Here is a 26,971-nt window from a genome sequence, read left to right as displayed (position 1 = left end):
CCATCGTCATTAATAATTCCTTCATATCTGTTTCATATCTGTGATGTTCTTCGGTAATTATAAAACGACAATGTGTTTGAAATGTGACGTTTGTTACATTTTTTAATAAATACGTAATAATAACCGATGAAATAATAAAAAAGTGTTATAGAGTTATTATCTTGCTGCAATTATTCACAATAATTTTGTATTTTTGGACATAATTATTATTCATAAATGTCAATATAGCTCTTCGGATTGAAAAAAGCGTCTTCATTAATTTCATAAATGCATCGCCCTGTATCGAAAGAATCCGGGATTTCCCCCTTAAAAAGATTGTCGCGGAAAGGCGTTTCCCGGTAGAAAATCGTGTCCGTCCGCTGTTTGCCGTTGTCGCCCAGCACGTAACGGATTCGTTCTATATCTCCGTCAAACCATTTCTCCAGGAGAGGGATAAGCTGCTCGCGGAAAATCCGTGCCAGAGAGATGAACGGATCTTTGTCCGCTTCTCCCAGGAAGAAGCCCTCGCCCAGCTGAAAGTCCGCGCCCAGAAAATAGGACAGACGCAGGTTGACGGTAGCCATGAGACGCTCTAGCAGGATGCCCTCTACCCGGATGCCCCGCAGCACGCTGGAATCCGGCGCAATATGACGGATGAAAAAGTCGTGGCTGATGGCGCCGAGCACTGTGTCCTCACTGACATTGGAGTCGCAGGTGGCTACGATATAAAGATTGGACGGAAGCCGGAATGTCTCCTTGGAATATTTCAGGGTGACGGCAGTCTCGCTTCCGGTGCCCTCCCGGCGGTTGTCTCTTAATAAAACGGCCGTTTCCCCGAAAAGATGCATCCAGTTCACATCCACTTCCTCCATCATGACCACATATCGGCCGTCCGCACAGCGATTGGCAAACTCCTTGAAGATACCGTCCCGGATTGCAGGGCCGTTTTTAGATTCGATCCAGTTGTCATAGCCCTGTCCGTCAATATCAGGATAGGAAATGTGCATGATGCGCTTTTCTTCCACATAGTTCTTATAATGTTCCAGAATATCCGGCACAGGTTCGATCCGCATCATATTGGAATCCTTTCCCTCGATGATGCCCACGGCGGTCAGCATGGCCTCGTGATATTTGGCTGTCTTTAACGGCCCGCGGATCAAAGTGTTCTTCGGATACAGATGAAAGCCCTGTTCGCTCCGGTCCGGATGGGTGGATACAGGAACCTTTTCTTCATTATACCAGTCTGGCAGGATCACAGAGCCGGCCGCCCTGGCCGCACCGCTCTGAGTGGCTTCCTCACGTCCGAAGTCCCCGGTGCTGCCGGTTCCCGTACCTGCCGGTGCACCGGTAAATGTCTCGTCATCGTCATAAGCTTCGTAAGCGGCCGCGGCATTGCCGTCAAAGCTGTTCTCTGTATTTTCCGGAGCCTCGTCTTCCTGTCCGGAAGGCACGTCGTAGCCCTGCAGCACCTTGGTCACGTACTCGGTGGTAGGCGAGATGCCACCCTGCTTGTAGATAATCTGCGGGCCCGGAACCTCTCTGGCAGGCCGGTATTTTAACTTGGAGCCGAGAGCGGCGGCAAACGGGTCTTCCTCCGGCATCTCATCGGCGGCAGGATAATAGTTCTGGCAGATATCTGTATAATAGGAAGCAAATATTTCCGTGGCTGTGGACATCATGCCGACGATGTCCTCCTCCTTCATGGTCTTGAACTCCTCATAGGAATAGAGAACGGAAGCCTTGATCTTCTGGCTGTCATCGGTCAGGTCGAATCCTTCGGTGGCCACATTTTCCACCTTGAACGGAGCGGAAGTCATGAGGGTGAGCATATTACATTTATCCTGAATATCCAGCATGGCTTCCTCGCTGCTGCAAAACGGGAGATTCAGAGCAATCTCAATATTGACGGCGTCCCCGTCCGGCACGGTCAGGAAGGAGATGCCTGCATGGGTGTGGGCATAATTTTCCATGGATAATACGTCGCAGAAAATGTATGAAATCCTTCCTTCCGAAGGCTGGAACCAGTCTGCCTTCCGGGCGTAAGTAAAGTTTGGGTATTCTTTGATCAGCGCGTCCGCCAGCATATGGAAGGTGGTCACGCAGTCTTCGCCGTCCGCCCGCAGGGAGAGCGCCTGCTCGGAGGTATCTTCCGGATTGTACGGCGCGCCGCCCTGTCTCGTGAGGAAATCCGCCAGGCGCACGAATCCGTTGGAGGCGTTCAGCTCCACATAGGACTCGTCCACCAGATGGGCGTACTCATGCTCGATAAAGTCCAGAAGCTCCTGCAGGGTCATGTAACCGTAGATGGAGTAAATGTATGCATTATAATCGAAGTTTTCCGGATCCGGCCGCTCTCTGTCTCCCTCGAACTCGCCCGGAAACGCCACCCGGTAATATTTGTAAATGTCCCTGAGATAATTAAAGCGGTGTCCCCGCTCGTCGGCGTTGCAGATCTGTGTGATGGTATTGACGTTGATGTCCTGCCCGAACACCTTCTGGGCGCGGGTCTGCACTTCGTACTGCATCAGAAGAATCTCGTCGGCGGAGATACCCGGATTCTGGTAATATTTCTCATAGAGAAGGACGGCGGCCGCCACCCAGACGGCATCTTCCTGGTTGTACCGGATCTGAAGACTGCGCTCCACATCGTTCATGAAAGCGTAGTATTTCTCCTCCGCCTCCGGCCAGAGAGCGCCGATGGCCTCGGTGAGCTCCGGATGTAGCTTTAATTCCAGCGTGCCGGCGTCAGTGTTCTTGCCCCAGAAGTACAGAAACCACCAGTATTCATTTCCCTCAAAGTCCACCTCCGGCTTTATGTCATTGGCCTTTGCAAGCAGCTCGCCCATGGCGTTTACCTGTGCGAGAAGCTCCACCTCCGTGGTCTTATTGTGAAATGCCAGCTGAACAAGAGTGGCGGCATGATTGAAGGAACCGTATATCTGCTTTAATAACGAAATATCCTCATCGGAAAGCTGCCCGGAGCTCAATATGTTGTTCCACTGCTCCTCCGTGTACCGGCTTTTTGACTGATAATCGCCGTCATATTCATAATCCCGCTGTCTCTGTTTGTCTGTGATCATATGTCCCCCTGCCCTTTCTGCGCTGTTGTTTATGCTATATTATATTTTATAACCGAAATGCTGTCAATTATCCGGATTGGCGACCGGGGGGAATTTACTGTTGTAGCGAATCTGGTTGTATTTTACGGCTTTTTCTTTTATACTGTTCTATATATGTAAAAGGAGGGTCAATTGCCGGCAGAAGGAGAGGAGCCGATGGCGGCGATTGGATATGAAAAGAAGGAGACAGGATAATGAAGCGTTACATATTTTTTGATCTGGACGGAACGCTGACGGACCCGATGCTCGGCATCACTTCCTCCGTGCAGTATGCCCTGGCGAAGTTCGGGATCTCCGTCCGGTATTTAAAGGAGCTGATTCCTTTTATCGGGCCGCCGCTGGCACAATCCTTCCAGCAGTTTTACGGATTCTCCGAGGAACAGGCGAAGGAGGCGGTGGAGTATTACCGGGAATATTTTTCGCCGAAGGGAATCTTCGAAAATGAGATCTATCCGGATATCCCGCAGCTGCTCCGGGCATTGTATGACGCCGGTTTTGAGCTGGCGGTGACGACTTCCAAGCCGCGGGTGTACGCGGAGCGGATACTGAAGCATTTCGGCATCGACGAATATTTTACCCTGGTGGCAGGAAGTGAGCTGGACGGGACAAGGGTGAAAAAGGATGAGGTCATCCGGTACGCGCTGGACGCTTACGGAATTGAAGGAAAGAAGGCGCTGATGATCGGCGACCGGATGCATGATATGGAAGGAGCGGCTGTCTGCGGCGTGGAATCCGTGGGCGTGCTCTACGGTTACGGTTCCCGGGAAGAGCTTACCGCGGCAGGAGCTGTTCATCTGGTGGAATCGGTGAAAGAATTACGGGAATTTCTGTTCAGTCAGGATGCAGAAAAAGAGGAGGAGGATACGACCATGGTACGATTTGGTTTTATTGGAACAGGAAAGATTGCGGAGAACTTCTATCAGGCCAACCGTTTTATCAACGGCTTTGAGCTGACGGCGGTGTATTCAAGAACAATGGAGAAGGCAAAGAAATTTGGCTTCCGCAAAGGTAATCTGGCCTATTTTGATAATCTGGAAGAGTTTGCCGGCAGCGACGCATTTGACGCGGTCTATCTGGCAAGCCCGAACTGCTGCCATCACGACCAGGCCATCGCCATGATGCGGGCAGGCAAACATGTCATCTGTGAGAAACCGCTGGCGTCCAACTACGAAGAAGCAAAGGAAATGTTTGCGGTGGCGGAAGAAGAGGGCGTGATTTTAATGGAAGGAATGCGTTCCATCTATACGCCGGGATTTCAGAAGATGACCGAGTATATGGAGACCCTGGGCACCATCCGCCGGGCGACCATCCAGTACTGCCAGTATTCTTCCCGCTATGATAACTTTAAGAGAGGCATCATTGAGAACGCCTTCAATCCGGAGTTGTCCAATGGAGCGCTCATGGACATCGGCGTCTACACCGTGGCCTGTATGATCCGGCTCTTCGGCGCGCCAAAGAGCATCAAGGCGTCGGGCGTCCGCCTGTCAAACGGCGTGGACGGTGAGGGAACCATCCTCATGGAATACGACAACATGATCGGCGAGGCAATCTACTCCAAGATTACTAACGCCGCCATGCCAAGCCAGATTCTGGGCGAGGACGGCGTCATGCTTGTGACGGAGATGGAAAACGTAAAAGATCTTCATATTAAGAGAAGAACTGTGGATCAGACCATACATTTTGAACAATCCGATAATATCCTGAATTATGAGACCGCCGCTTTCATAAAAATGGTAAAAACAGGAACCGGATGGGAGACTGCCAGGGATATCACGCTGGAGACCATGAAGGTGCTTGATGAAGCCAGACGGCAGATGGGAATTGTGTTCCCGGCAGATCAGAAGACAGAATAGAAAGAAGGAGAAACATCAATGGGAGGACAGACAGAATTTCTGGAGGCGGTGCGGGAACTGGAACGCCTCGCCGAGACTAACAACAACCATTTAGATATGGAAGAAATCCGTGCGTATTTTTCTGATATGGACTTGAAAGACGAGCAGCTGGATTACATTTGCCGCTATCTGGAGAGCCGCCGGATTTTCATCGAAAACCGGGTGAAGCGCGGACAAAATGAGATCGCGGACGATGAGGTCACCACAAAGGAAGACCCGCTGGACGCGGACATGGTAAACATTTATATGGAAGAGATCGGGAAAGCAAGCCGGGTCAGCGAGGAGCAGGAGGAGATGCTGGTGCGCAAGCTCATCAACGGAGATGAGAACGCCAGAAACCTTCTCATCGAGGCCAATCTGGCTTACGCCACCGCTCTGGCAAAGGAATATACGGGCCGCGGCCTGCTGCTGAGCGATCTGATTCAGGAATGTAACATCGGTCTGATGATGGCGGTCAACGAATACGAGCCGCGGATGCACGGTAGGTTCCGCCAGTATAAAGAGAAGGTCATTCGCAAATACGTGGAGGACGTGATGGCGGAGTACAATCAGTCCACCCGGTCCGCCATGAAGATGGCAACCAGAGTCAACGAATTAAACGACCTGGCCACCGCATTTGCCAAGGAGTACGAGCGGGAAGCGAAGCCTTCCGAGCTGGCGGAGCGCATGGGCATCTCCGAGGAGGAGGTCCGGGAGCTGATGAAGGTATCTCTGGACGCTATCGCGGTGATCGAATAGCGGGTGCGGCGCAAAATCGTCTTTCCTGCGCAAATCAGCGAAAAAATGTGCATGGTTTGACGGCTTGTGACATATAATTAGAAATGAGAAAGAGGCAATATGAGATACGAGGATGATGTAATCGAAGAGGTCAGGGAAAAAAATGATATCGTGGACATTATTTCCCAATACGTTTCCCTGAAAAAAAGGGGCTCCTCCTACTTTGGACTTTGCCCTTTTCATAATGAAAAATCCCCCTCCTTTTCCGTCAGCCGGGAGAAGCAGATGTACTACTGCTTCGGCTGCGGACAGGGAGGAAATGTGTACACATTTTTGATGGAATATAACCGGCTTTCCTTTGTGGAGGCGCTGCAGGAGCTGGCCAGACGGGCCGGCGTGGAGCTTCCGCAGGGAGAGCAGACGCCCGAGGAGAAGCGGCAGGCCGACGCCAGGGTCACCTTGAAGGAAATGAACAAAAAGGCCGCGGTGTATTTCCATTATCTGTTGAACAGTCCCCGGGGAGAGCACGCCATGGCGTACCTGAAGGGCAGAGGCATCTCTGAGGAGATGATCAAGCACTTCGGTCTCGGCTATGCGGACATCTACCGGGACGACCTGTATCAGTATCTGAAAAAACAGGGCTACAGCGATTACCAGATGAAGGAATCCTCTCTGGTCACCATTGATTCGGTAAAAGGCAGTTACGACAAGTTTTTTAACCGGGTCATTTTTCCGATTATGGACGTGAACCAGAGGGTCATCGGCTTTGGCGGCCGGGTCATGGGAGACGGCGAGCCCAAATACTTAAACTCCAGAGAGACCATTTTGTTTGACAAGGGAAGAAATCTCTACGGTCTTAACTACGCCAAGAGGACCAAGGAGAACGCCATTATCCTCTGCGAGGGATACATGGACGTGATCTCTCTGCATCAGGCGGGCTTTACCAACGCGGTGGCGCCGCTTGGCACCGCTTTCACGCCGAATCAGGCGATGCTGCTGAAGCGTTATACCGACGAAGTGATACTGTCCTTTGACAGCGACGGCGCCGGAGTGAAGGCCGCGCTGCGCGCTCTGCCGATTCTGCGGGAAAACGGACTCCGGGGACGGGTGCTTTCCATGAAGCCGTTCAAGGACCCGGACGAGCTCATCAAAGAAGAGGGGGCGGAAGGATACCGGAAGCGGCTGGAGGAATCGGAGCCGGGCCGGATGTTTGAGATGCTGGTGCTTTACGGGCAGTATAATCAGAAAGACCCGGAGAGCCGCACGGAATTTATCCGCGCCATCGCCAGAAAGCTGGCGGAGATCGAGGAGCCGGCGGAGAGAAATACGTATCTGGAAGCGGCGGCCAATCGATTTATGATCCTCCGGAAGGATCTCGAAGATCTGGTGAACCGGTATGGCATGGATTATCAGTACAAGAAAGCCAACGAGCAGTACAAAAAGGAGCCGGAAAGCCGCGAAAAAAAGCAGGAGAAGAAAGAGCAGAACCACACGCAGCCGCAGCGGATTCTGCTGACCTGGCTCACGGAACACCCGGAGATCTATCCGTACGTGCGTCCCTATGTGAACGCCGATGATTTTCTGAATCCGATCTACCACTCGGTAGCTATCATGCTCTTTGACCAGCTGGAACAGGGACAGGCGGTGAATCCGGCGCGGATTATCAATCAGTTTACGGAGGCCGAGGAGCAGAAAGAGGTGGCGGCGCTCTTCAACGCCCACCTCAAATACGAGACCTCCCCGGAGGACAGAGACAAGGCGCTTACCGACGTGGTCAGAAAGATTCTCCTCACCAGCATCGAGGAGGAGATGGTCCACACCGGCGACATCGTGCGGTGGCAGGAACTGCTCACGAAGAAAAACAAGGTGCAGAAAATGCAGCTTCATATGAACTAAAGGAAAACTGACAGAGAACGAAGGAGAAAATGGGTTTTCACGCCGGCGCAGTATACAGAAGAGAGAATAATTCACAGAAAAACGGTTAGACTTTACTTAGTATATTGGGAACGATTCAGCCGTGCGCTTCGGATTCGCAGCTTACGCTGCGTTTCGCTGCCTGCGCAGCTGAAATAAATTGGAGGGCGTATTTTGGGCAGGGAAGAACAAACCTTTGGCAGTCAGTTAAATATATTATTTCAGAAGGCGGAAAGAAATAAAAATGTGCTGGAAATGCAGGAAATCAGAGAAGCCTTTCAGGGCATTTCTCTGACGCCGGCGCAGCTGGAGCGCATCGTCTCCGTCCTGGAAGGCCGGGGCGTCGACGTCCTCACTGTGTCAGAAAATATGGACGAGGATCTGAGCGACCCGGAGGAGGAGATGGAGAGCGCTCTGAGCCTGATGGACTCAGAAAATGTATCCATGGAAGATCCGGTGCGGATGTATCTCAAAGAGATCGGAAAGATTCCCCTCCTGAAGCCGGAGGAAGAGATCGAGCTGGCCAGGCGGATGGAACAGGGCGATGAGGCCGCCAAGAAACGCCTCTCCGAGGCCAATCTCCGGCTGACCGTCAGCATCGCCAAACGCTACGCCGGCAGAGGCATGCAGTTTCTTGATCTGATTCAGGAAGGCAACCTGGGGCTCATCAAGGCGGTGGATAAGTTCGACTACCGCAAAGGCTACAAATTCAGTACTTACGCCACCTGGTGGATCCGCCAGTCCATCACCCGGGCCATCGCCGACCAGGCAAGAACCATCCGGATTCCCGTACACATGGTGGAGACCATCAACCGGGTCAACAGGGCCAGACGGGCGTTGCTGCAGGAAAAAGGCCGCGAACCGACCCCGGAGGAGGTGGCGCGCCGTATGGACATGCCGGTGGAACGGATTCTCGAGATATCTAAGATCTCTCAGGAACCGGTCTCCCTGGAGACGCCCATCGGCGAGGAGGAGGACAGCCATCTGGGCGATTTCATCCAGGACGAGCACATCCCGATTCCATCGGAGGAAGCAGCCCACGCCCTGCTGCGGGAGCAGCTCTGCGAAGTGATGGATACCCTCTCCGAGCGGGAACAAAAGGTGCTTGCCCTCCGCTTCGGGCTGCTGGATGGCAAACCGCACACCCTGGAAGAGGTGGGCAAAGACTTCCAGGTGACCAGGGAGCGCATCCGCCAGATCGAGGCCAAGGCACTGCGCAAGCTCCGACATCCGACGAGAAGCCGGAAGCTGCGGGACTTCCTGGATATGTAAAAATACCATAGGAGAAAACATAATGGAATTATCAAAACGTTTACAGACCGTAGCCGCAGCCGTCACTCCCGGCCATCGCATCGCCGATGTGGGGACGGACCACGGCTACGTTCCTATTTATCTTGTAAAAAACGGACTCTGTCCGTCGGCCTGCGCCATGGACGTAAACAAAGGCCCCCTCGCCCGCGCGGCGGAACACATCGGACAGGAAGGTCTCTCGGACAAAATCGCCACAAGGCTCAGCGACGGCCTCGCCGGGCTGTCGCCCGATGAGACCGATACCGTTGTCATAGCCGGCATGGGGGGCGAGCTCATTTGCCGGATTCTGAAAAACGCCCCGGAATTTCTGAAGGCGGGCATGGAATTCATCCTCCAGCCCCAGTCCGAATGGTTCAAAGTACGCCACCTGCTCCATGACGCCGGATACCACATTGCCGGCGAATGGTTCCTGAAAGAAGACGGCAAATATTACGTGGTCATAAAAGCCCTCCCGGCTCCCGCCGGACAGCAGGAAAGCTACCCGGACGAATTCCACTACGCCTACGGCTCCTGCCTGCTCCGGGAGAAAAATCCGGTGTTGCTGGAATATCTGCAAAAAGAACAGCAGAAAAAGAAGAGCATCCTGGCGCGCATGGCGCAGCCGGAAGAGGAAGAAAATATCCCGCAGATAACAGATTCCGAACAACAATCCCGGAATTCGCAGGAAGATCCGGAAAACACATCCGGTAAGTCCCGAAAAGATCCGGAACAAAACGCCATGAAACGCCGCCAGCGTCAAAAACAGCTGGAAGAAGAAATCCGGGCGATCGGGCAGTATCTGAGAGAGACAGTCTGAAAATATCACTAAACTTATTAGAAATATGTACAAACTTGATACCTTTCGTTGTAATAGTGTCAAGTTTGTATAAGAACAGAGTTTTGGAGAAAATCCAGGACTCTTTTTTTGTTTCATTTCCTTTCAATCATGGTAATCCCCCCCGTATCATTACAAAAACAAAAAGGCGAAAAAAGTAAATTAGAATTATTGTAATGGAAAAATAAACTTTTTATAAAACTTATAATGATTCTATTGAAAAAGTGCAAAAAATGTGCAATATTACATAATAAGAAAATGTGTATTTTTCTGCATAAAAAGGTAATGAAAATTACCACGAAAAACGTGGAAAGGAGAGGTTAGTATGAAAAAAAGAAATTTCTGGGCCAAATGCATAGCATTCCTGCTGGTCGTTGTCATGGTCTTAAGTGAGCAGAATATCACTACTCTCGGCGAGACCATCGGCAGCTACGCACAGGAGCGCATGACTGGCAGCTCAGAGCAGGAGACGGAAAGAGCAATTATAAAAGAGGACTCTTCTCAGGAGAGTTCTTCTGCGGCTGGTTCGTCGGCCAGTTCGTCGGAGACGAGTCAGGCAGAAAGCTCAGCAACCCAAAACGATTCTCAGCAAACGCAGCAGACAGGTAAAAATTCCGACGCGGGCAGCGCACAGACAGACCAGGGGACAAGTGCGCCTTCCGGGCAGCAGGCGCTGACAGACGGCGCTTCAGATGCGGACAACGCCGGCGCTCAGAATGAGAAAAAAACTGCTGATGACAAGAAAAACAATCGGCAGAATGCTCAAAAAAAGCAGAAAGCGAAAACAGAGGAGCAGAATGACGCGAATCAACAGGAAGAAAATCAGGATGCAGAGAATAATAGCGCAAGTTTAGACGATACCATCAGAGATTATTATGGTGATGTAAATAGTACGGAGGATGGGAATCGTCCGACAGCATCAGTAACAATTAAACAGATTGGTGAAGAACTGACAGACATTAAAACAGGGCAGACCATTGACTTTAAAGTGGAATATACTCTGACCAAAGCAGCTTATTTCAGCTACGGTGAACAGCGTCAGCCATTATTTGATACTTATGATGAGACAAAGATTTATTTAACTCTTCCGGATGGAATCAGTATCATTGATGATGAAAATTTAAAAGGTATTACTTTGAATGCGCCAGAAGAAAATTCCCCAACGAATACCTGGACTTTAGAGTTGCCGTCAAATATTGATGCATCACAAGACAATTATTCTAGTTTTACACTGACAATGATGATTAACGGAAACGGTACCTATGAAGATAAACATGTCTTTGATTTTGGAGAGAGTCAGAATATGATGCAAATTGAGACTTTCTTTACCGTTAAAGACCGTACAGATGCATCCGATGTCACAGATAAAGGTAGATTTCATAAGGTTATTGGTACTGAGAGTAAGATTAATGACGATAATAAATTGACAGCAGTGACAGAAGATGCTTGGATGGTAAAGAAAACTCCAAATGGCTATGAAGTCAGTGATGATAACGAAACTGTGACAGTAAGATTTAAACTTGAGGTAGGTCTTACATCGGATGGAACAAATGTTATTACATCTGCGTCAAATTATGAATTGCCGGGACGTGTACCTTTTGCAAATGAAAATAATACAATCACTTTATTGGAAAATCCATCTGTATTGAATCGGAATAATCAACCGATTCAGGCAGAAAGTATCAAAGTGATTCCACAGTTTGATAATACCGATGACAGTAATACAATCGAGGTAACCAATGAAGAAGGAAAGATTACATTTCCACAGACACTGACAATTCCGGTAGATACCTGTGAGGGAAAAACCGATAGTGCGAAAGTAGATCCAAATGCACCATATTATTCGGAATATATAGTGGAAGTGGTATATCCGTATGCTGATTTTGTGGCGCATTATTCTGACACCAATCAGGAGCAGCTCGATGTTAATAATACTGCCACAATCAATTATCAGTTGAAAGGTCAGGATCAGAAGACTTCAGATAGTACTGCCACTGTCAAAGTCGGAGACGTAATACAACCGGCTACATTGATTTTAAAGAAAATGATTCAGGACAGTGACGGAAATAGCAAACCATATACTATCACCAACTTTGATCAAAATGACCCTGTTAAGGGTTCGGTGGAATATACGATAACGAATGCTGAAGATGATACAACGCCAACTTTATATCAAAAGAACGCAGATGGTTCATATTCTGTGAAGGAAAATGCAACAAATGGAAAAGTCACTTATGATTTAGGGGCGACAGGAGAAGTTATTGTATATCTCGATCCGGGAAATTATATCGTGAGGGAAACGCGTTATCCTTCTAAGACGGAACCTGTGACAAATGGCACCAATAATGCCAATGCCCGGGAAACCGGCTATATTGATGAAGAAGAAAGTGTTACAGAGACTTTCTATAACAAAGAACTCCTCGGTGAGATTACAATTACGAAAAAAGAAACAGGTACCAACACACTACTTGATGGAGCAGAATTCGGATTATACGAAGACGAAACCTGTACAAAGTTGATTGACACAACTAAAAAAACAGGGGAAGATGGAACAGTAGTATTTAACCGACTTGATTATGATGAGACAAGCGGAACAACGTACTATGTCAAAGAGATTGCTGCGCCGGAAGGATATTTGATCGACGATAAGAATCCAATGGCCTTTACAATCTCTAAGGGTGATTTAACAGCAGAAAAGACAGTTTACAATACGCCGAACGAGGCGTCTGTTGTCTTGCAAAAAAGAGTATTTAACCCGACCACAGGTAAGTATGAAAATGTTGGTTTAGGCAACTATACGGATTTTTCCGGTAAATTTGAACTGCAGCAATTCGTAAAAGATGCGGATCATCCGGACGGAGCATGGATTCCGGTTGAGAAGTATTCGTCACCGTTTGGCGTTGGACAGGAGGGTAAATCTGAGACCTTTGCTCTTCCTGTATACGAATCTGATGGAAATCTGATCCGATATCGTTTTAAGGAAACATTGCCAGAAGGATATCATGCCGCCGGAGAGAAGGTAGAAGGAACAGTCAGGGTATATAGTCAGGAATTTAATTTAGAGGGATGTCTGGCAGAAGATTATACAGGTCCGAAGACGGTAACCATAGATAATACCCGTAACGGCAGTATCACTCTGACGAAGAACTTTTATACTGCTGGCAATAATGGAATACAGCAGAATACAGATGGAACTTTACAGGCAACATTCGATTTGTATGCCCAAAAAGGCGGAAAGGTAGAGAAAGTAAATACAGATTCTTATACCGTAACTAACAGCGCTGATGGTAAGTCGGTCACGATTAATGACCTGCCGCGCACCTATCTTCCTGATACGGGTGGGGACGCTGAAGGACAGCCAATAAAGTATTATCTGGTAGAAACCAGTCCATCCGCTGCGGACTATATTTCATCAGAAGCAGGCGGCGTGAATACAGCAGAGAAGACTAGGTTAACTATACCATCTGTGGGAGAGAGTGGAAACCAAACAGAGACAACGGTAGAAGCTTATGGTCCATTTGATTTTACTCAGAATATTAATACTGGTACGGATGAATCACAGGAATTAGAAATTGTTCTGGAACAGTCTATTACCATCAACAATGTGGAAAATAAAGTTCCGGTTGTGGTGAAAAAAGTTAACAGCTATGACTACGCAAATAATAAGGAAACGTTTGTTCCAGGAGCAAAATATTCTATTTATCTATATGATAAAGATGAGAAAGCCGCCTCTCCACTTGAAGGTTATAGTAATGTAGAAATAACCTCAGTATCCGGTTCTCTTGCCAAATTAGAGACGGGACATAAGTATATTATAGAGGAGACAGTCACTCCATCAGGATATGAAAATGTAACAGATTCAGAAGATTTAATTATTGATTTGACAGGTGATAATGCGACTATAACAGCAGGTATGCCTGCGAAAGAGGTTGTGCTTTTGAACCGGCCGGATCCTTCTTTTAGAGTGTCAAAGGTACGGGTCAATGCGGACGGAACTACTACTTCTTTGAATAAGAATGCGTCAGAAATTACTCCACCGGCACAGTTTGAAGTCTATACATCGTCTGATGGTGGAAAAACATTTAAGCCTGTACCAGGAGCTGCTGAAGGAAGTATACTTACAATTACAGCTGGAGAAACTGTACAGATTACAGATGGAACTTATTACCTGAAAGAAATAGTGCCAAAGGAAAATCCGAATGGCATTCTTGATCCATCTATTTCTTTCTGGAAAGAGTTGTATCCTGAAACTGTAAGACAGGCTGATGGAACAAATAAGAGAATTGGAGTAAGAACAACAGATGATTCTTTCTATTTCGGCCCTTATACAGTCCAGAATCAACAGGCAGTGCAGGATTTTGGTACTATTACAAACTACTCTAACACTGGCGCAGTGACTGTTAAGAAAGAAGCTATGGATTACGATGGTACAACAGAAGCACAGGATGGTGCTACCATTGAGATAACCAGTGCGGACGGGTCAATTACGGAAACGGGAACAACCAGGAACGGTCAGGTAACCTTCACTGGTCTTCCGATATATGACGCGTCAGGAAGTAAAATTGTATATACAATTAAGGAAACGGCAGCCCCGAATGGTTACACCGTCAGTGATACTAAATTTACAGTGACATTGACGCCAGGTGAGACGGTAATAAAGGATAACACCAGCCCGACGCCAGTTGATTTAAAGTTTGTCAATCAGCCGACAACAGAGTTTAAGGTAAATAAGGTGTACTATAATGCCTGGGAGCATGCGTTTACCGATAAAACTTATCCTCTGCCAGGCACAGAGGTTGCATTGTATCAGTGGGTTGAGAATGACAGCAATTATCCAGAGGGAATTTACAAATATGTAACAAAGGGAACAACCGATGATGAGACCGGCAGTGTTACATTTTCAGGATTGGCACAGGATGTAAAATATGTTGCCATTGAAGTCAGCATTCCAGATGATGTGAAATACCAGTATTTGGAACCGAATGGGCCAGATGGAGGAAAGGATTATCTGGAATATGTGACAGATGCGGATGGTCAATCTAAGTTGCCTGATACACTTACAGCAGATAAACTCAGTCAATATAATTATGTTGTGAAGGATGAAAACACGACTGCAAATAATCCAGTTGAGTTGACCACGCGAACTCTTGAAAATGTGGAAAACTGGACGCAGCTTCATATCAAGAAGTTTGTGACAGAAACGGAAACACATGAGGATGAAGGGATTATAGCAGGCGAAGAACGTCTTATCAATAACGCCGAGTTCAACCTTTATATGCAGGTTCTGCCGGATGATACGGTGGAACAGGGCAAAACAGAGTCGGGTGCAGTATTATCATTTAATAAAGAGGCAAACCCGGAACAGTATACCCTCATTGGTACTTATTCCAGCGGAACGCTTTATAATACCAATGGAGAAAGATTAGACGGCTGGTTTGGAACAGATATTCTGAAATCTGCGGATAATGTAGTATACTGGCTGGAGGAAACCAAGGCCGGTATTGGTGCTGAGATTAGACCAACAAGTGTCTATACTTTAATTTACCGTGATGGAATGAATTATAGTAATGAGACTCCATATACACCAGCAGGAGATGCAGAGCAAGTAACATGTCAGGGTGCGATAAAGTATTATGACAGCACAGTATCCACCGGAGCGATAGAAAATGATCCGTTATATGGTGGGAACGGCGCTATGTTTTCTACAGTTCGTATCGCTAAATGGGCAGGAAGCCGTACGGCGGACGGAGGAAAAGAAAATATATTTAGCCCGTTGGGAAATGTAAACTTTGATTTGTATCTGACAGATGCGAATGGAACGCAGATTCAACTGCTGGATACGCTGACAACTGGTCTTGACAATACGACAATCGGTGATTATCTCCCTGAAGGAAGTACCGGCACGACAGAAGGAGATATCGCTTCTGGTACAGACAATGTGAATGCTGGTGAAACAGGTGAAGAAACGACGAAAGAAGGATTGACAGCGTGGGCTTCTTCTAAGGCGTTTTCATTCCAGGAAATATGTGATTTTGCAGGAGGACTGGAATCTGGAATAGATAGAGGTATTATAGTAGAAGATAAAGCTGAAGATGATACGGTGAAAGGATATTTTGTACGTGTCGCTCTCGAAGAGGGTAATGCTCCTAACGGCTATCTGGCGGAAAAAAATATCTACTATATGTATATGTATTTCAGCAGAGAATTGTTTGGCAGCGAAGGCGATACGACAGAAGATGGAGAAGTTCGGATTAAAACAACCGAAATCTTTAATGACGCTTACTATGTCCAAGATGATGGTACTACAGAAACTGGCATAACAAATGCAGATGAACAGGAGAAAGTATACCAGTGGGCATTATATCCAACCACGGAACAAAAGGATGGGACTTACTCACCATGTACTGTTGAAAATGCTCCGAGCGATGCTGATACTCCGTCGCAACAATATCGCCTGGTCAACTGGCCGGTAGATACGCAGGCGGTCACTGTACAGAAATATGGTTATACAGTAAATGAAGCAGAGGAAGGCGGTAATCTGAAGCTGACATCTGAAGGCCTGGATGCGTACTATGGCGTTGGTTCTGGTCATACTGACAGAGAGCCGATTTCTGTTAAAATGAAGCTTCAGAGATATGTCAATAATCAATGGCAAGATTGGGCATATGAGACAACCTCGGAAAACGCTGACTCAAAAAACACTGATTCAGAAAACAAGCTGGGGCTTGGAGAATTTATCACCAACGACGCCGGTTACTTCGCGTTTCCGGAAGGTTTGCAGATGGGATATTACCGTATTGTTGAAATAGGTGCTGAAGGCGATACGGCTGAGGATTACGAATTGATTTATGATGGCTCAGATGTGAAAAAGGATAACACAGCAGATACGCCGGATACTCCTAAATCAGCCGCATATTATTTCCAGGTAAAGGATGACAGTGTTCATATCACCATGTACAATCCTGATAAACAGGATTTGACCATCAAGAAAACAGATATGGAAGGAACGACTGCTGTAGGAGATGTTATTTTTACTTTGCTGAATAAGGATGATAACTCTTTAACAGTACAAGGCGAAACAGATAACAATGGTACTGTCACTCTCAGTAATATTTCTACGGGTACCCATACATTAAGTGAATCGGTAGATAATTCAGAATATTCAGGTACTTACTTTGAACAATATTTTAAAGAAACATATGCTAATTATAATAATGCAAATGGAAAGGGCGGAAAACTTAGTGATTTAGTTGATAACGACATTTTCCTGGGGTATGATTTTGCTTTGCAATCTGATTCCAATGGAACCAGCGTTATCGTAACTAATAAGACTGATATCTCTGATTACGGTATTAGCCGCACAAATGGTATTGACCTGAATATCAAGAATCCGAAGAAAGTATTTTTCAAAATACTGAAAAAAGATGCGAATACGGGCAATCCATTGGCGGGTGCGAAGTTTAATGTAGACTATATCTTATTTAGTGCCACCAATAGAACAGACATAGATATAGCGGCAGATGCAACCTGGAAAAGCTTACGAAAGGATGCCACGACAGATAATAACGGTTTGATTTCAATAGAAAATGCGGAACCGGGAATCTATCGTATTACAGAAACAGCACCGCCGACAGATTATGATCGAAACCTTACTCCACAGTATATTGTGATAACCGGTGGATTGAATATCGGAACTGTTAAGGTAAATGGTAATGTAATCGCAGCCCGTTATACAGGTGCAGAAACAGACGGAATCACTGTAGAATTTACCAATGAAAAGCAGGTAAATCTGACTGTAACAAAGGAAATTGCGGCTGGAAATATGGGCGTTACTGGAAATCATGAGTTTACATTTACTTTATATGATAGTAATAAAAAACAAATAGGAGAACCTAAAGAAATTACAGTAAATGGAAATGGAACGGGAATCGCAACCTTTACCGGATTAAGTCAGGGAGCTACCTATTATCTCAAAGAAACAGGTATAGCATCCGGATTCAAACTGACGGGTATGACAGGAACAGGTGCAAAGATTACTAATAACGGCGATGGTTATTACAAAATCGAAGTTCCAAATACAACAGGTGCGAAGCCAGCAGATATCTCTGTGACAGCAACAAATACTTATCTGTATGGGCAAGTATCTTTCCTGAAAGTGAATGGAGAGACAGGTGAGAAACTTACAGGAGCAACATTCCAGATTAAACGCGTGAAAGCGGATGGAAGTGAAGAAGATGTAAGTACTACAATTACAGATAATAAAGACGGCAGTTATACGGCTGTAATTCTTTTAAGCGATAATAAAGAGGAAACGTTCCGTATTTATGAAGCAACAGCGCCGAAGAATTATCTGTTGTCGGGTGATATGCATCTTGAGTTCAAATTAAAACCAGGGACTGTACTTGGCGTTCCTGAATGGAAAACGGATTATGCGAAAAACAATGATACCATGCTTCAAAATCGCATTTTCCCGAACTATCAGGGTGCATATATAGATCTTACAAAATATGATAATGTACATGATGCAGCAACAAAAAATACATTAGCAGATGTAAAATTCACACTGTACAAACAGAATGCAGATGGAACATGGAATTATGTGCAGGATAAGACAACAGAGGACAATGGATCTTTACGATTTGTAGTGGACAGCGGCGTATATGCTCTGGAAGAAAATCTGCCTGAAAACTCTGAATATCAGGGCTTGGAGGGTATCTATAACTATAAACAGGGAACGAATGTCGCAGAAAACACCATTGAAGCGACAATACAGACAGGCAATGCGACGGAAACAAAGATTCTGCACCAGATTAACGGAGGCCAGGCTGTTGTAACGGGAACAGAATATACATATTCTGCTTATAATATTCCGTACATCCCGCTGACTATTGAGAAATATAATAGCGATACGTCTTCTTCCACGAGGTTAACAGCGAAAGCGGCAGTATATGAGGTGCCTGCTGAAGTTGTATCTGAGTGGGGGGCTATCGATCAGGTAACCGACGAGCAAGTAACTACATTTATTAATGAATACACACCGTTGATTGATGATATTGACGTATCAACCCAGAGTAGCACTGATGGAAGACCGCACAGCTATGCGGATTCTGTTACAAAACCAGAATTAGGCAGAACTCTCGTGGCAGGGAAGACGTATCTTGTAGTAGAAAAGACAGCGGGAGATGTTGGTGATACAGCTGGCGGAGCACAGATTCGCGGCAATGAAAAAGTGCAGTGGTATGACATAGTACAGACTGAGGCAGGCACCACAACTGGACAGACAGCGGCGCTCTATAATGTAGAAGGAAAGGCGTCTCTTACTTTGGATAAGACAGTAGACGATACTGCTTATACCAGTCTGTTCACACAGGCGGCTGAGGTAGAATATACAATTACGCCAACTGTTAATAATACTTATCCGCTTATGGCGTTTACAGTAGAAGATACCGGTTTGACAGCTTTTGGGAAAAACGGACGGCTTTCTGACGATTATCTGAAAGATAAATACTCTCTGACGCAGGTAAAGATAGAGAAAGCATCTCATGAAGTATCAGATTATTCGGAATTGTCAACAGCGCCAATTAATGCAACGGTAACATTCAAAAATAGTGAAGGGCAGGCAATTGATGTTCAAACAGTGGAGAATGTACAGAATCTGAGTGAAAATGGTGCAACGGTAACTCTTTCGGCAGGCAAAGGAAAAGCAGCACAAGTGTCTATTAGTTATGAGTCTCCAACTTTTAAAGCAAATACAAAGAAAGAAGGGGAGCATGAAGGATACGCACTTGGAGCTAACTTTAATCCGGGAGATGTAACCATTACAGCGATGATTGATCAACAGACTGGCGGTTCGGGCAGAGAAGCGATTACAAAAATAAATAATAAAGCCTCTAGTACACTGAGTTACTATGAATGGAATGCAGACGGAACAGAAGCAGATAATACGACATCAATAACAAAAGAAGATGATGTTGATGTTAATTTTGCAGAACAGAAAGCTCCAAAGATTGCTGTAAATAAGACATCGGATGAAGAAGATGGTACGGCAGCATTGAATAGTACGACAACATACAGTATCAAGATAGAAAATCAATCTACGGATGGAGCTGTTTTTCAAAATCCATTTATTGTGGATTATCTGCCGCAGGGAACATCATGGGTTCTTGACAGTAACTCAAATGTGGATGTGAAACTGAAAGAAGATACAGGGGTAACTCAGCCTGATCTCACTATTGGCGATATTGTAACACAGCCAGTAAACGGAGAGAAAGCAGTTCTTATTTACCTGAATGGTGAATTGGATGCAGGGGAATCTGTAACAGTTGACTTGAAAGTAAAGATTGACAATACGGTTACTGCCTATGGAACAACGATGTATAATTATGCATTAGTCGGAAGTACAAATAAAGGAGCGCAAAGCACGGATAATCCGTATGCAGCTTCCTTTAAAAACAGTACAGGAAACTGGCCGGATAATGTGGATACTTTATTGGGACAGGCAATATCAACAGAAAGACTGACAACATTGAAGGAACTGCTCGGTGGTGAAGCAGGTGATGGTTTTGTCATGGATAGTGCAAATCTGAACTGGACAACTGCTTCAGAATCTGTTCTGGTAAAATCTGCCTATGGAGACAGAAACGCAAATCAGGGATATACCACAAATGTACTTTCTACAGTCAATAATATTATTGCAGGACAGGATGGTTCAGGTACTATGCATTACAGACTGGCTGTATCTAATACATCCAGTGACTATAAGACTACAAACCTATCTGTAATCGATATTCTTCCAAATGTAGGTGATTATACGTCTAAGGGAGATGAAAGAGAGAGTGCCTGGGGACTGACATTTAATAATATTGACAGAGTATATGTCAACGGTCAGAAAGATAAAAAAATTAACATAAAGACTTATTATTATACAGGAACGGTTTCAGGAGAAAGTCAATATACAAAACTGTATAATGATGTTCTTACCATTTCCTATGATACCGAAGAGAGCGCTCTGCCTGAAGGCTGGACAAGCACATTGCCAAATGATAAGACCACAATTAAGGCATTTATCGTCACGACAGATAGTAGTGTACAATTGGATAATACGGATAGCCTGTATATTGAATATACGGCAAAAGTAAAAGATGGAATTAATCCATGGACAGAAGAAGAATTGAGTAATAATTCTTGGAAAAATGCAGTAAATAATTTTGCTTGTACCTATAGTCAGTTAGAAGAACGTGACGGAGAGACAGTCTCTGTCCCTGAACCATTGAACAAAGTGCTTGAATCTAATGAAGTATCTGCCACAACCATGCCAAATCCGGTAAAGGTTGGAGGAAACATTTGGATTGATAAGAATGGAGATGGTGTAAGAGACACTGGAGAGGAGATAACTGCTTTTGCTGGCAATATTTTGATTGAGGATATGCTTAGCAAAGTTGAAGTGAATCTGAATACTTATCATGGAGATGAAACATCGGCAAGTGTTACACCGTATGGAGGCTCCTTAAGTACCAGTACCGCAAACTATGTCTTTGATAATTTGGATCCGGCAATGGTAAGAGATAACTGGGCTGATGCGGATGTATATCCAAATGGTACACTAAGTCCAAATGCGCTGAAGGGAACTTCTCCGGCGACATATACTATAGATGTCGATATTCCGGATTCGGTAAAAGGTATCTATGAAGTAACCTCCAGAGGTCAAACCTGTGGAAGGTCGAACCATCCGGATGAACTTTCAACAACGGAGCAAACAGATAATAACTTTATTGATGCCAATGCAAGTGGTAATACCAAGGCGATTTCTGCAACTTCCGAGCGTTTCTACCTGTGGCCGACAGATGTTACGACATCATGGGACAATACAAAAGATTTTGCTGTGATACCTCAACGTACGCTTACAATTACAAAGCAGGCAGCAGATCAGAATAAGAATGCAGTAAATGGCGCGAGGTTTAGATTATATGGTCCGTTTGCTGAGGATGACAATATAACGGCAGAGAGTTTGTCAGGTAACTATATGGGTACTTATATGACGGCAAATGGTCAGGTGGAGATTGATAATCTTTTATGGTTCCAGAAATATGTTATCGTCGAAGAAAGTACGGCGGAAGGTTATACTTTAGAAGATGCAGCGGTCAATGCCACAAGTGGGGGAACTAATGTTACGCCATTGTCAGGTGTCGAAATCAATGAAGAAGAAAAGCCGGCATGGATTCTTGGTGTACCTGACAAAACAAAAAATACACCGGAAGATACCGTTACAATCACAAATAAGAAGATACCGACAGAGACTACTCTTGGAGCATCTAAAACCGTAACTGGAAAGTCACTTACAGCAGGTGAATTTACATTTAAACTGTGGGACAGCACCGGAGCCAATATTGGCGATGCTCTGCAAACCAAGGTAAATGACAAAGATGGTAATGTAACCTTTGATAAGATTTCCTACGACAGTGAAGGAACATATACCTATTACATCACTGAAGAGCTACCTACCGAGGCTCAGGGGGCAAATCCATATGAGGGTATCAAGTACGACGAAGCCATTTACAGGGCAACGGTCAATGTAAAATGGACAGACGGAAAAGGACTGGAAGTTGAGTCGGTTGCTTACGAAAAGAAGGTAGGAGATGCTTGGGCGGCTGTTGGAAGCGGTGAGACTCCGACATTCACCAACGAATACACTGCTACCGGTTCCTGGACTCCGGAAGGAAGCAAGACGCTGACGGGCAGGGATATGAAGGAAAATGAGACATTTACCTTCCATGTAAAGAAAAATGATTCTAATGGAACTATTGTTTCCAGAGGAACTGCTCAAGGCGGAGATAATGGAGAAAATGTAACAATTGATTTTGCTCCAATTTCTTACAACCTGAATGATGTAGGAGAACACACTTATACTATCGTAGAGTATATACCAACTGAAGCTCAGACAACTAATGATGGCAAGAAGGTACTTGATGGAGTGGTTTATGATCAGACATCGTATGAGGTGACAGTAAAAGTAGAGGATAAGGGCGACGGAACACTTACCGTAACGCCAACATATCCAGAAAATGCGACGAAGGTAAGCTTTACCAACAATTATATTCCGACTCCGGATAAGTACGCGCCAGCTGTTTCAAAGATACTCACCGGTCATGAACTTCCGGTTACCAAGAAAGACTTTACATTTACTTTGACAGCGGATGCCAATAATCCGGAGGGAGCGACACTTCCGCAAAATAATACGGCAACAGTTTCCTTTGAAAATAAGAAAGAAGGAACAGCGACAGGCTTCGCGAAATTTGGTGATATTACCTTTACTAAAGGCGGAACGTACAACTTTACGATTCAGGAAACGACGGAAACGGCAGGAGATGGTTACACTTACGATACGACGCAGTGGACACTGACTGTAGTGGTAACGGATAACCTGAATGGAACTCTCTCTATTGATACAGCTACAGGTATTACCTATGATAAAAATGAGGATGGAACGGCGGACAGCACAGCCGCAGAGTTTACCAACGACTATACTCCTGCTTCCACTACTACACAGTTAGAAGTGTCTAAAGAAGTAGAAGGCGCTCCGATGGCGAAAGATGCGACATTTACCTTTACGCAAAGTCTTGTAAATGCTCCGGTGGATGGTGTGGCTATGCCTGGGAATGATACAGTGGAAATTACCGTTGTTCCGGAAAATGCAGATAACGCAGATGCGAACAAAGCACAATTTGACCCGATTACCTTTACGAAGGCAGGAATCTATGAATTCCATATTACGGAAGAAACGAACACTTTGCCGGATGGATATGATAAAAATATTTCCAATATAAAATTGGTAGAAGTTACAGTAGAAGATGTTGGTGGAGAACTTGAAGTGACAGGCACAAAATACTATACATCAACAGATTCTACCGGAGTAACAACGGGAAATGCAGCCTTTACAAACAGGTATAATACCGTGGATACTGTCTTTACACCGGAGATAAAGAAGATTTTTACGGGTGATGTTCCGACAGGTAAAAAGACATTTACATTCACATTGACCCGGGGAGATTCCAAAGACGGTGTACAGATGCCTGGTACTGATTCTGATGCAGACTCAATAACAACTTCTGTGACGTATGATTCAAATATTGGAGATATTATAGGACAATTTGGTCAAATTACCTTTACCAAAGCAGGTGAGTATACCTTTAATATTACAGAAGTATCGGATGGAACCGATGACGGTTATACCTATGATGGTTCTACATGGACTCTGACTGTAAAGGTAGAGGATCAGAATAGTAAGTTAAAAGTAACAGAGCATAAGTATACAAAAGCAGGCAGTCCGGATAGTACAAGTACAGAATATGCAACATTTACCAATACCTATGAGCTTATACCTACAGATTTTGCTCCTAAGGTAACGAAGACCATTGAAGGTGCGGCTGTGCCGGATGATATTGAGGCAATCTTTACTTTTGAGCTGACAAATGTCGGAGAAACAGACGGTGTGGATCTGAAAGAAGGTGCAACCAAAACTCTGGAAGTCTCTACAAAGGATATGGAGGATGGCAGCATTAATGCAGAATTTGCTGATAAGCTGCACTTCACAAAAGCCGGCACTTACACCTTCCAGATTGCCGAGACAGCAGGTAACCAGAACGGCTACACCTACGATGATAGCATCTGGAATCTGACGGTGACGGTGGAAGACAAGGGAGGATATCTGGAAGTAACCGATAAGACCTACGCGAAAGCCAATGTGGCCGCAGGTCAGGACGATGGCGAGAATGAAGACCACGCCACCTTCACCAACACCTACTCTGTGACCCCTGACACCTTCACCCCGCAGGTGGAGAAACAGTTCAGTGATGACAGTGTAACAAGACCGACAGCCAAAGACTTCACATTTAAGTTGACAGCGGATGAGCAGAATCCGGCAGGCGGCGCATTTACAGGCTATGACGAAACAACAGGCTCAGGTACTGCTCTTGAAGGTGCCAATACCATTGAAACAAAGGTAAATGGAAGTGGAACAGGAGCTTTTGATACTATCACCTTTACCAAGGCCGGAACCTATAAGTTCCGGATTCAGGAGGAAGCGGGAAGCGACCTCGGTTACACCTATGATGACGCCGTATGGACGCTCACCGTACAGGTGGATGATATCGGAGGAGCGCTTCAGGTAACGAATAACGATGTGACCTATCAGAGTAATGATACGACGGTAGAGCCAAACAACGAGAAAGCTGTTTTCGTAAACGAATACCATTACATTTCTTCCATTATAATCAATAAGGAAGTGCTTTGCGGCAATGCGGTTTACGAGACCGATGATGTCTTCTACGCAGGTATTTTCCGAAAGGTGGACAATACAGGCGGTGGAACGGGCAGCGAGACCGGAAACATTTCTTATGAGATTGTGAAGAATGTAGTTGTTGACGATAAGACCGTGGAGAGCGGAGTTGTACAGCTTGCAAACAATGGCAGAGTGGAAGTTTACGTTCCGCTGGGTGGAGAAGACCAGACAGAAGCGATTACCTACTATGTATTTGAGACTGATGCGGAGGGTCATCCTCTGGTAAGTTTCGATGAAGACGGCAATGCAGTTTATAATCAGCCGTTTGCATATGAGATTTCTTCGGAGAGCACGGGAGAAGATGGAACTGTCAATGGCCGCGGAGAAGTTTATGTGACTCCGGACACTGCGGGAGCACATCCGGAAGTGACAATCACCAACAGAGCAACCAGCGTGTCCATTGAGAAACGCGATATCAGCGGTAATCCGCTGACGGGAGCGGTTCTTGAGTTGTGGAAACAGGCTGATTCTGTAGATGCGGGTGTTGCTGCGGATGAAGACCGGACGAAGGCTGCCAACGGAGATATTCTTCTGGAGACATGGACTTCCGATGGTACGCCTCATGAACTGACGGCAGAGCTGGCAGTGGGCGGCACCTATTATCTGCGGGAGGCAGAGGTTCCTGCCGGCTATGTTCAGGCAGCGGATATTCTGTTTACAGTGGAAAATGGTGATCCGATCACTCTTATCATGGAGGATGAGAATCAGGCAAATGTACTGGGACAGATTCAGGTAACCAAACGTCTGAGTGCCATCGATGAGACGACTTTTGACAATATTGATCTGGTTGCGGAAGATGCAACAGTCTATGTGGGATTGTTTACTGACGCACAGGGCGAGCATCCGTATGGAGAAGACTATGTGAAAGAGATTCATATACAGGATGCATCCTCAGGAACGGTAACCTTTGATAATCTTCCTTCCGGAACCTACTATGTATTTGAGACACAGCAGGATGGAACAGTAATTCCTTATGGTGAGCTGCAGGCTGACGCTGCTGGCAGCGGCGCAGGATTCATTTGTGCCGGAGACGGCAGCAATGGCGGAGTAAAAGAGATTACTCTTAATCCTGACACAGGAGCTCCTGAAGGCAGCACAGAACTTGGTAATGTATATTATGGCGACCTGCCGGATGGATTTGCTTATCAGGGAGAGCTGATGATTACAAAAGCTGTCATGAAAGACGGTGCTCCGGCGGACAGCAGCGATACGTTCTATGCAGGAATCTTTACCAGTGAGACGGAGACAGTGCCATATAAGGTAGTGGCTCTGGAGAATAATGGAACTGTTACCGTGGAGGTTCCTCTGGGTGGAGAAAATGGAATGGATCCGGTGACCTATTACATTTATGAGACGGATGCAGACGGCAATAAGATTGATAAGAATTCCTTCGCCTACACAGTAAGCGGGGAAGGAACGGTAGATTTGGATGTAGACAATACTACGGCAGGTCGGACGATTATCAATACAATGGCGTCAGATCCCGACACCACAAGAACGATCCGCGAGAAAAACGACAGCGATACGAAGAAGATTTCGACGGATACCAGTAAGAAGAGCACGGGAACGAACCGGAGGACTTCATCGTCAAAGACTGGCGACGATACGAGAGTCGGGCTGTACCTCCTGTTCTTCGCAGCAGCGGCAGTAGGTATTATCCTTACTTTACGGAAACGGAAAGAAGATAAGCCGGAATAACAGGAAAAGTGAATGAGCCAGAACAGGATATGCTCTGACTTGCGTCGATAGCCGGAAGTTATAACTTCCGCTGAGAAGGCAAAATGCAAAAGAGGACAACCTCGAATCTGAAAATAATTTTCAGAAAGAGGATGTCCTCTTTTTTGCGGAAAAATAAACTGATATCTATGGAAGAAAAATGTGTTCTTTG

Annotated in this window: 7 protein-coding genes; 6 read left to right on the top strand and 1 reads right to left on the bottom strand. The window is 45.9% G+C overall.

Annotated features, from left to right (window positions below):
- Positions 1-206 precede the first annotated feature (206 nt).
- Positions 207-3,059, bottom strand: coding sequence for a hypothetical protein (locus tag B5F87_RS08905; RefSeq protein WP_087279956.1), 2,853 nt, complete (start codon positions 3,057-3,059; stop codon positions 207-209).
- Between the two features lie 233 nt (positions 3,060-3,292).
- On the opposite strand from B5F87_RS08905, the gene B5F87_RS21715 reads away from it, so the two are divergent.
- The 6 genes from B5F87_RS21715 to B5F87_RS08875 all read left to right on the top strand — a co-directional run bounded on the left by B5F87_RS21715 (position 3,293) and on the right by B5F87_RS08875 (position 26,781).
- Positions 3,293-4,951, top strand: a complete 1,659-nt coding sequence (locus B5F87_RS21715) for an HAD hydrolase-like protein (RefSeq protein ID WP_087279953.1) — start codon at positions 3,293-3,295, stop codon at positions 4,949-4,951.
- 18 nt (positions 4,952-4,969) lie between these two features.
- Positions 4,970-5,728, top strand: coding sequence for a sigma-70 domain-containing protein (locus B5F87_RS08895; protein WP_087279950.1), 759 nt, complete (start codon positions 4,970-4,972; stop codon positions 5,726-5,728).
- 99 nt (positions 5,729-5,827) lie between these two features.
- Positions 5,828-7,603: a DNA primase gene (gene dnaG, locus B5F87_RS08890; protein WP_087279947.1), complete on the top strand. Its 1,776-nt coding sequence runs from the start codon at positions 5,828-5,830 to the stop codon at positions 7,601-7,603.
- A 192-nt stretch (positions 7,604-7,795) separates the two neighbouring features.
- Positions 7,796-8,893: an RNA polymerase sigma factor RpoD gene (gene rpoD / locus B5F87_RS08885; RefSeq protein WP_242964347.1), complete on the top strand. Its 1,098-nt coding sequence runs from the start codon at positions 7,796-7,798 to the stop codon at positions 8,891-8,893.
- 22 nt (positions 8,894-8,915) lie between these two features.
- Positions 8,916-9,728 carry a class I SAM-dependent methyltransferase gene (locus B5F87_RS08880; protein ID WP_087279941.1) on the top strand — a complete coding sequence of 271 codons (813 nt, stop codon included), beginning with the start codon at positions 8,916-8,918 and terminating at the stop codon, positions 9,726-9,728.
- Between the two features lie 343 nt (positions 9,729-10,071).
- Complete coding sequence (locus tag B5F87_RS08875) at positions 10,072-26,781, top strand: FctA domain-containing protein (protein ID WP_087279938.1); 16,710 nt, start codon at positions 10,072-10,074, stop codon at positions 26,779-26,781.
- Positions 26,782-26,971: the final 190 nt, after the last annotated feature.

Source organism: Eubacterium sp. An3 (genome assembly GCF_002159465.1).
Lineage (GTDB): Bacteria > Bacillota > Clostridia > Lachnospirales > Lachnospiraceae > Anaerobutyricum > Anaerobutyricum stercoris.
Note: the sequence above shows the minus strand (reverse complement) of the source record. Positions and strands in the feature narration are given on the sequence as shown.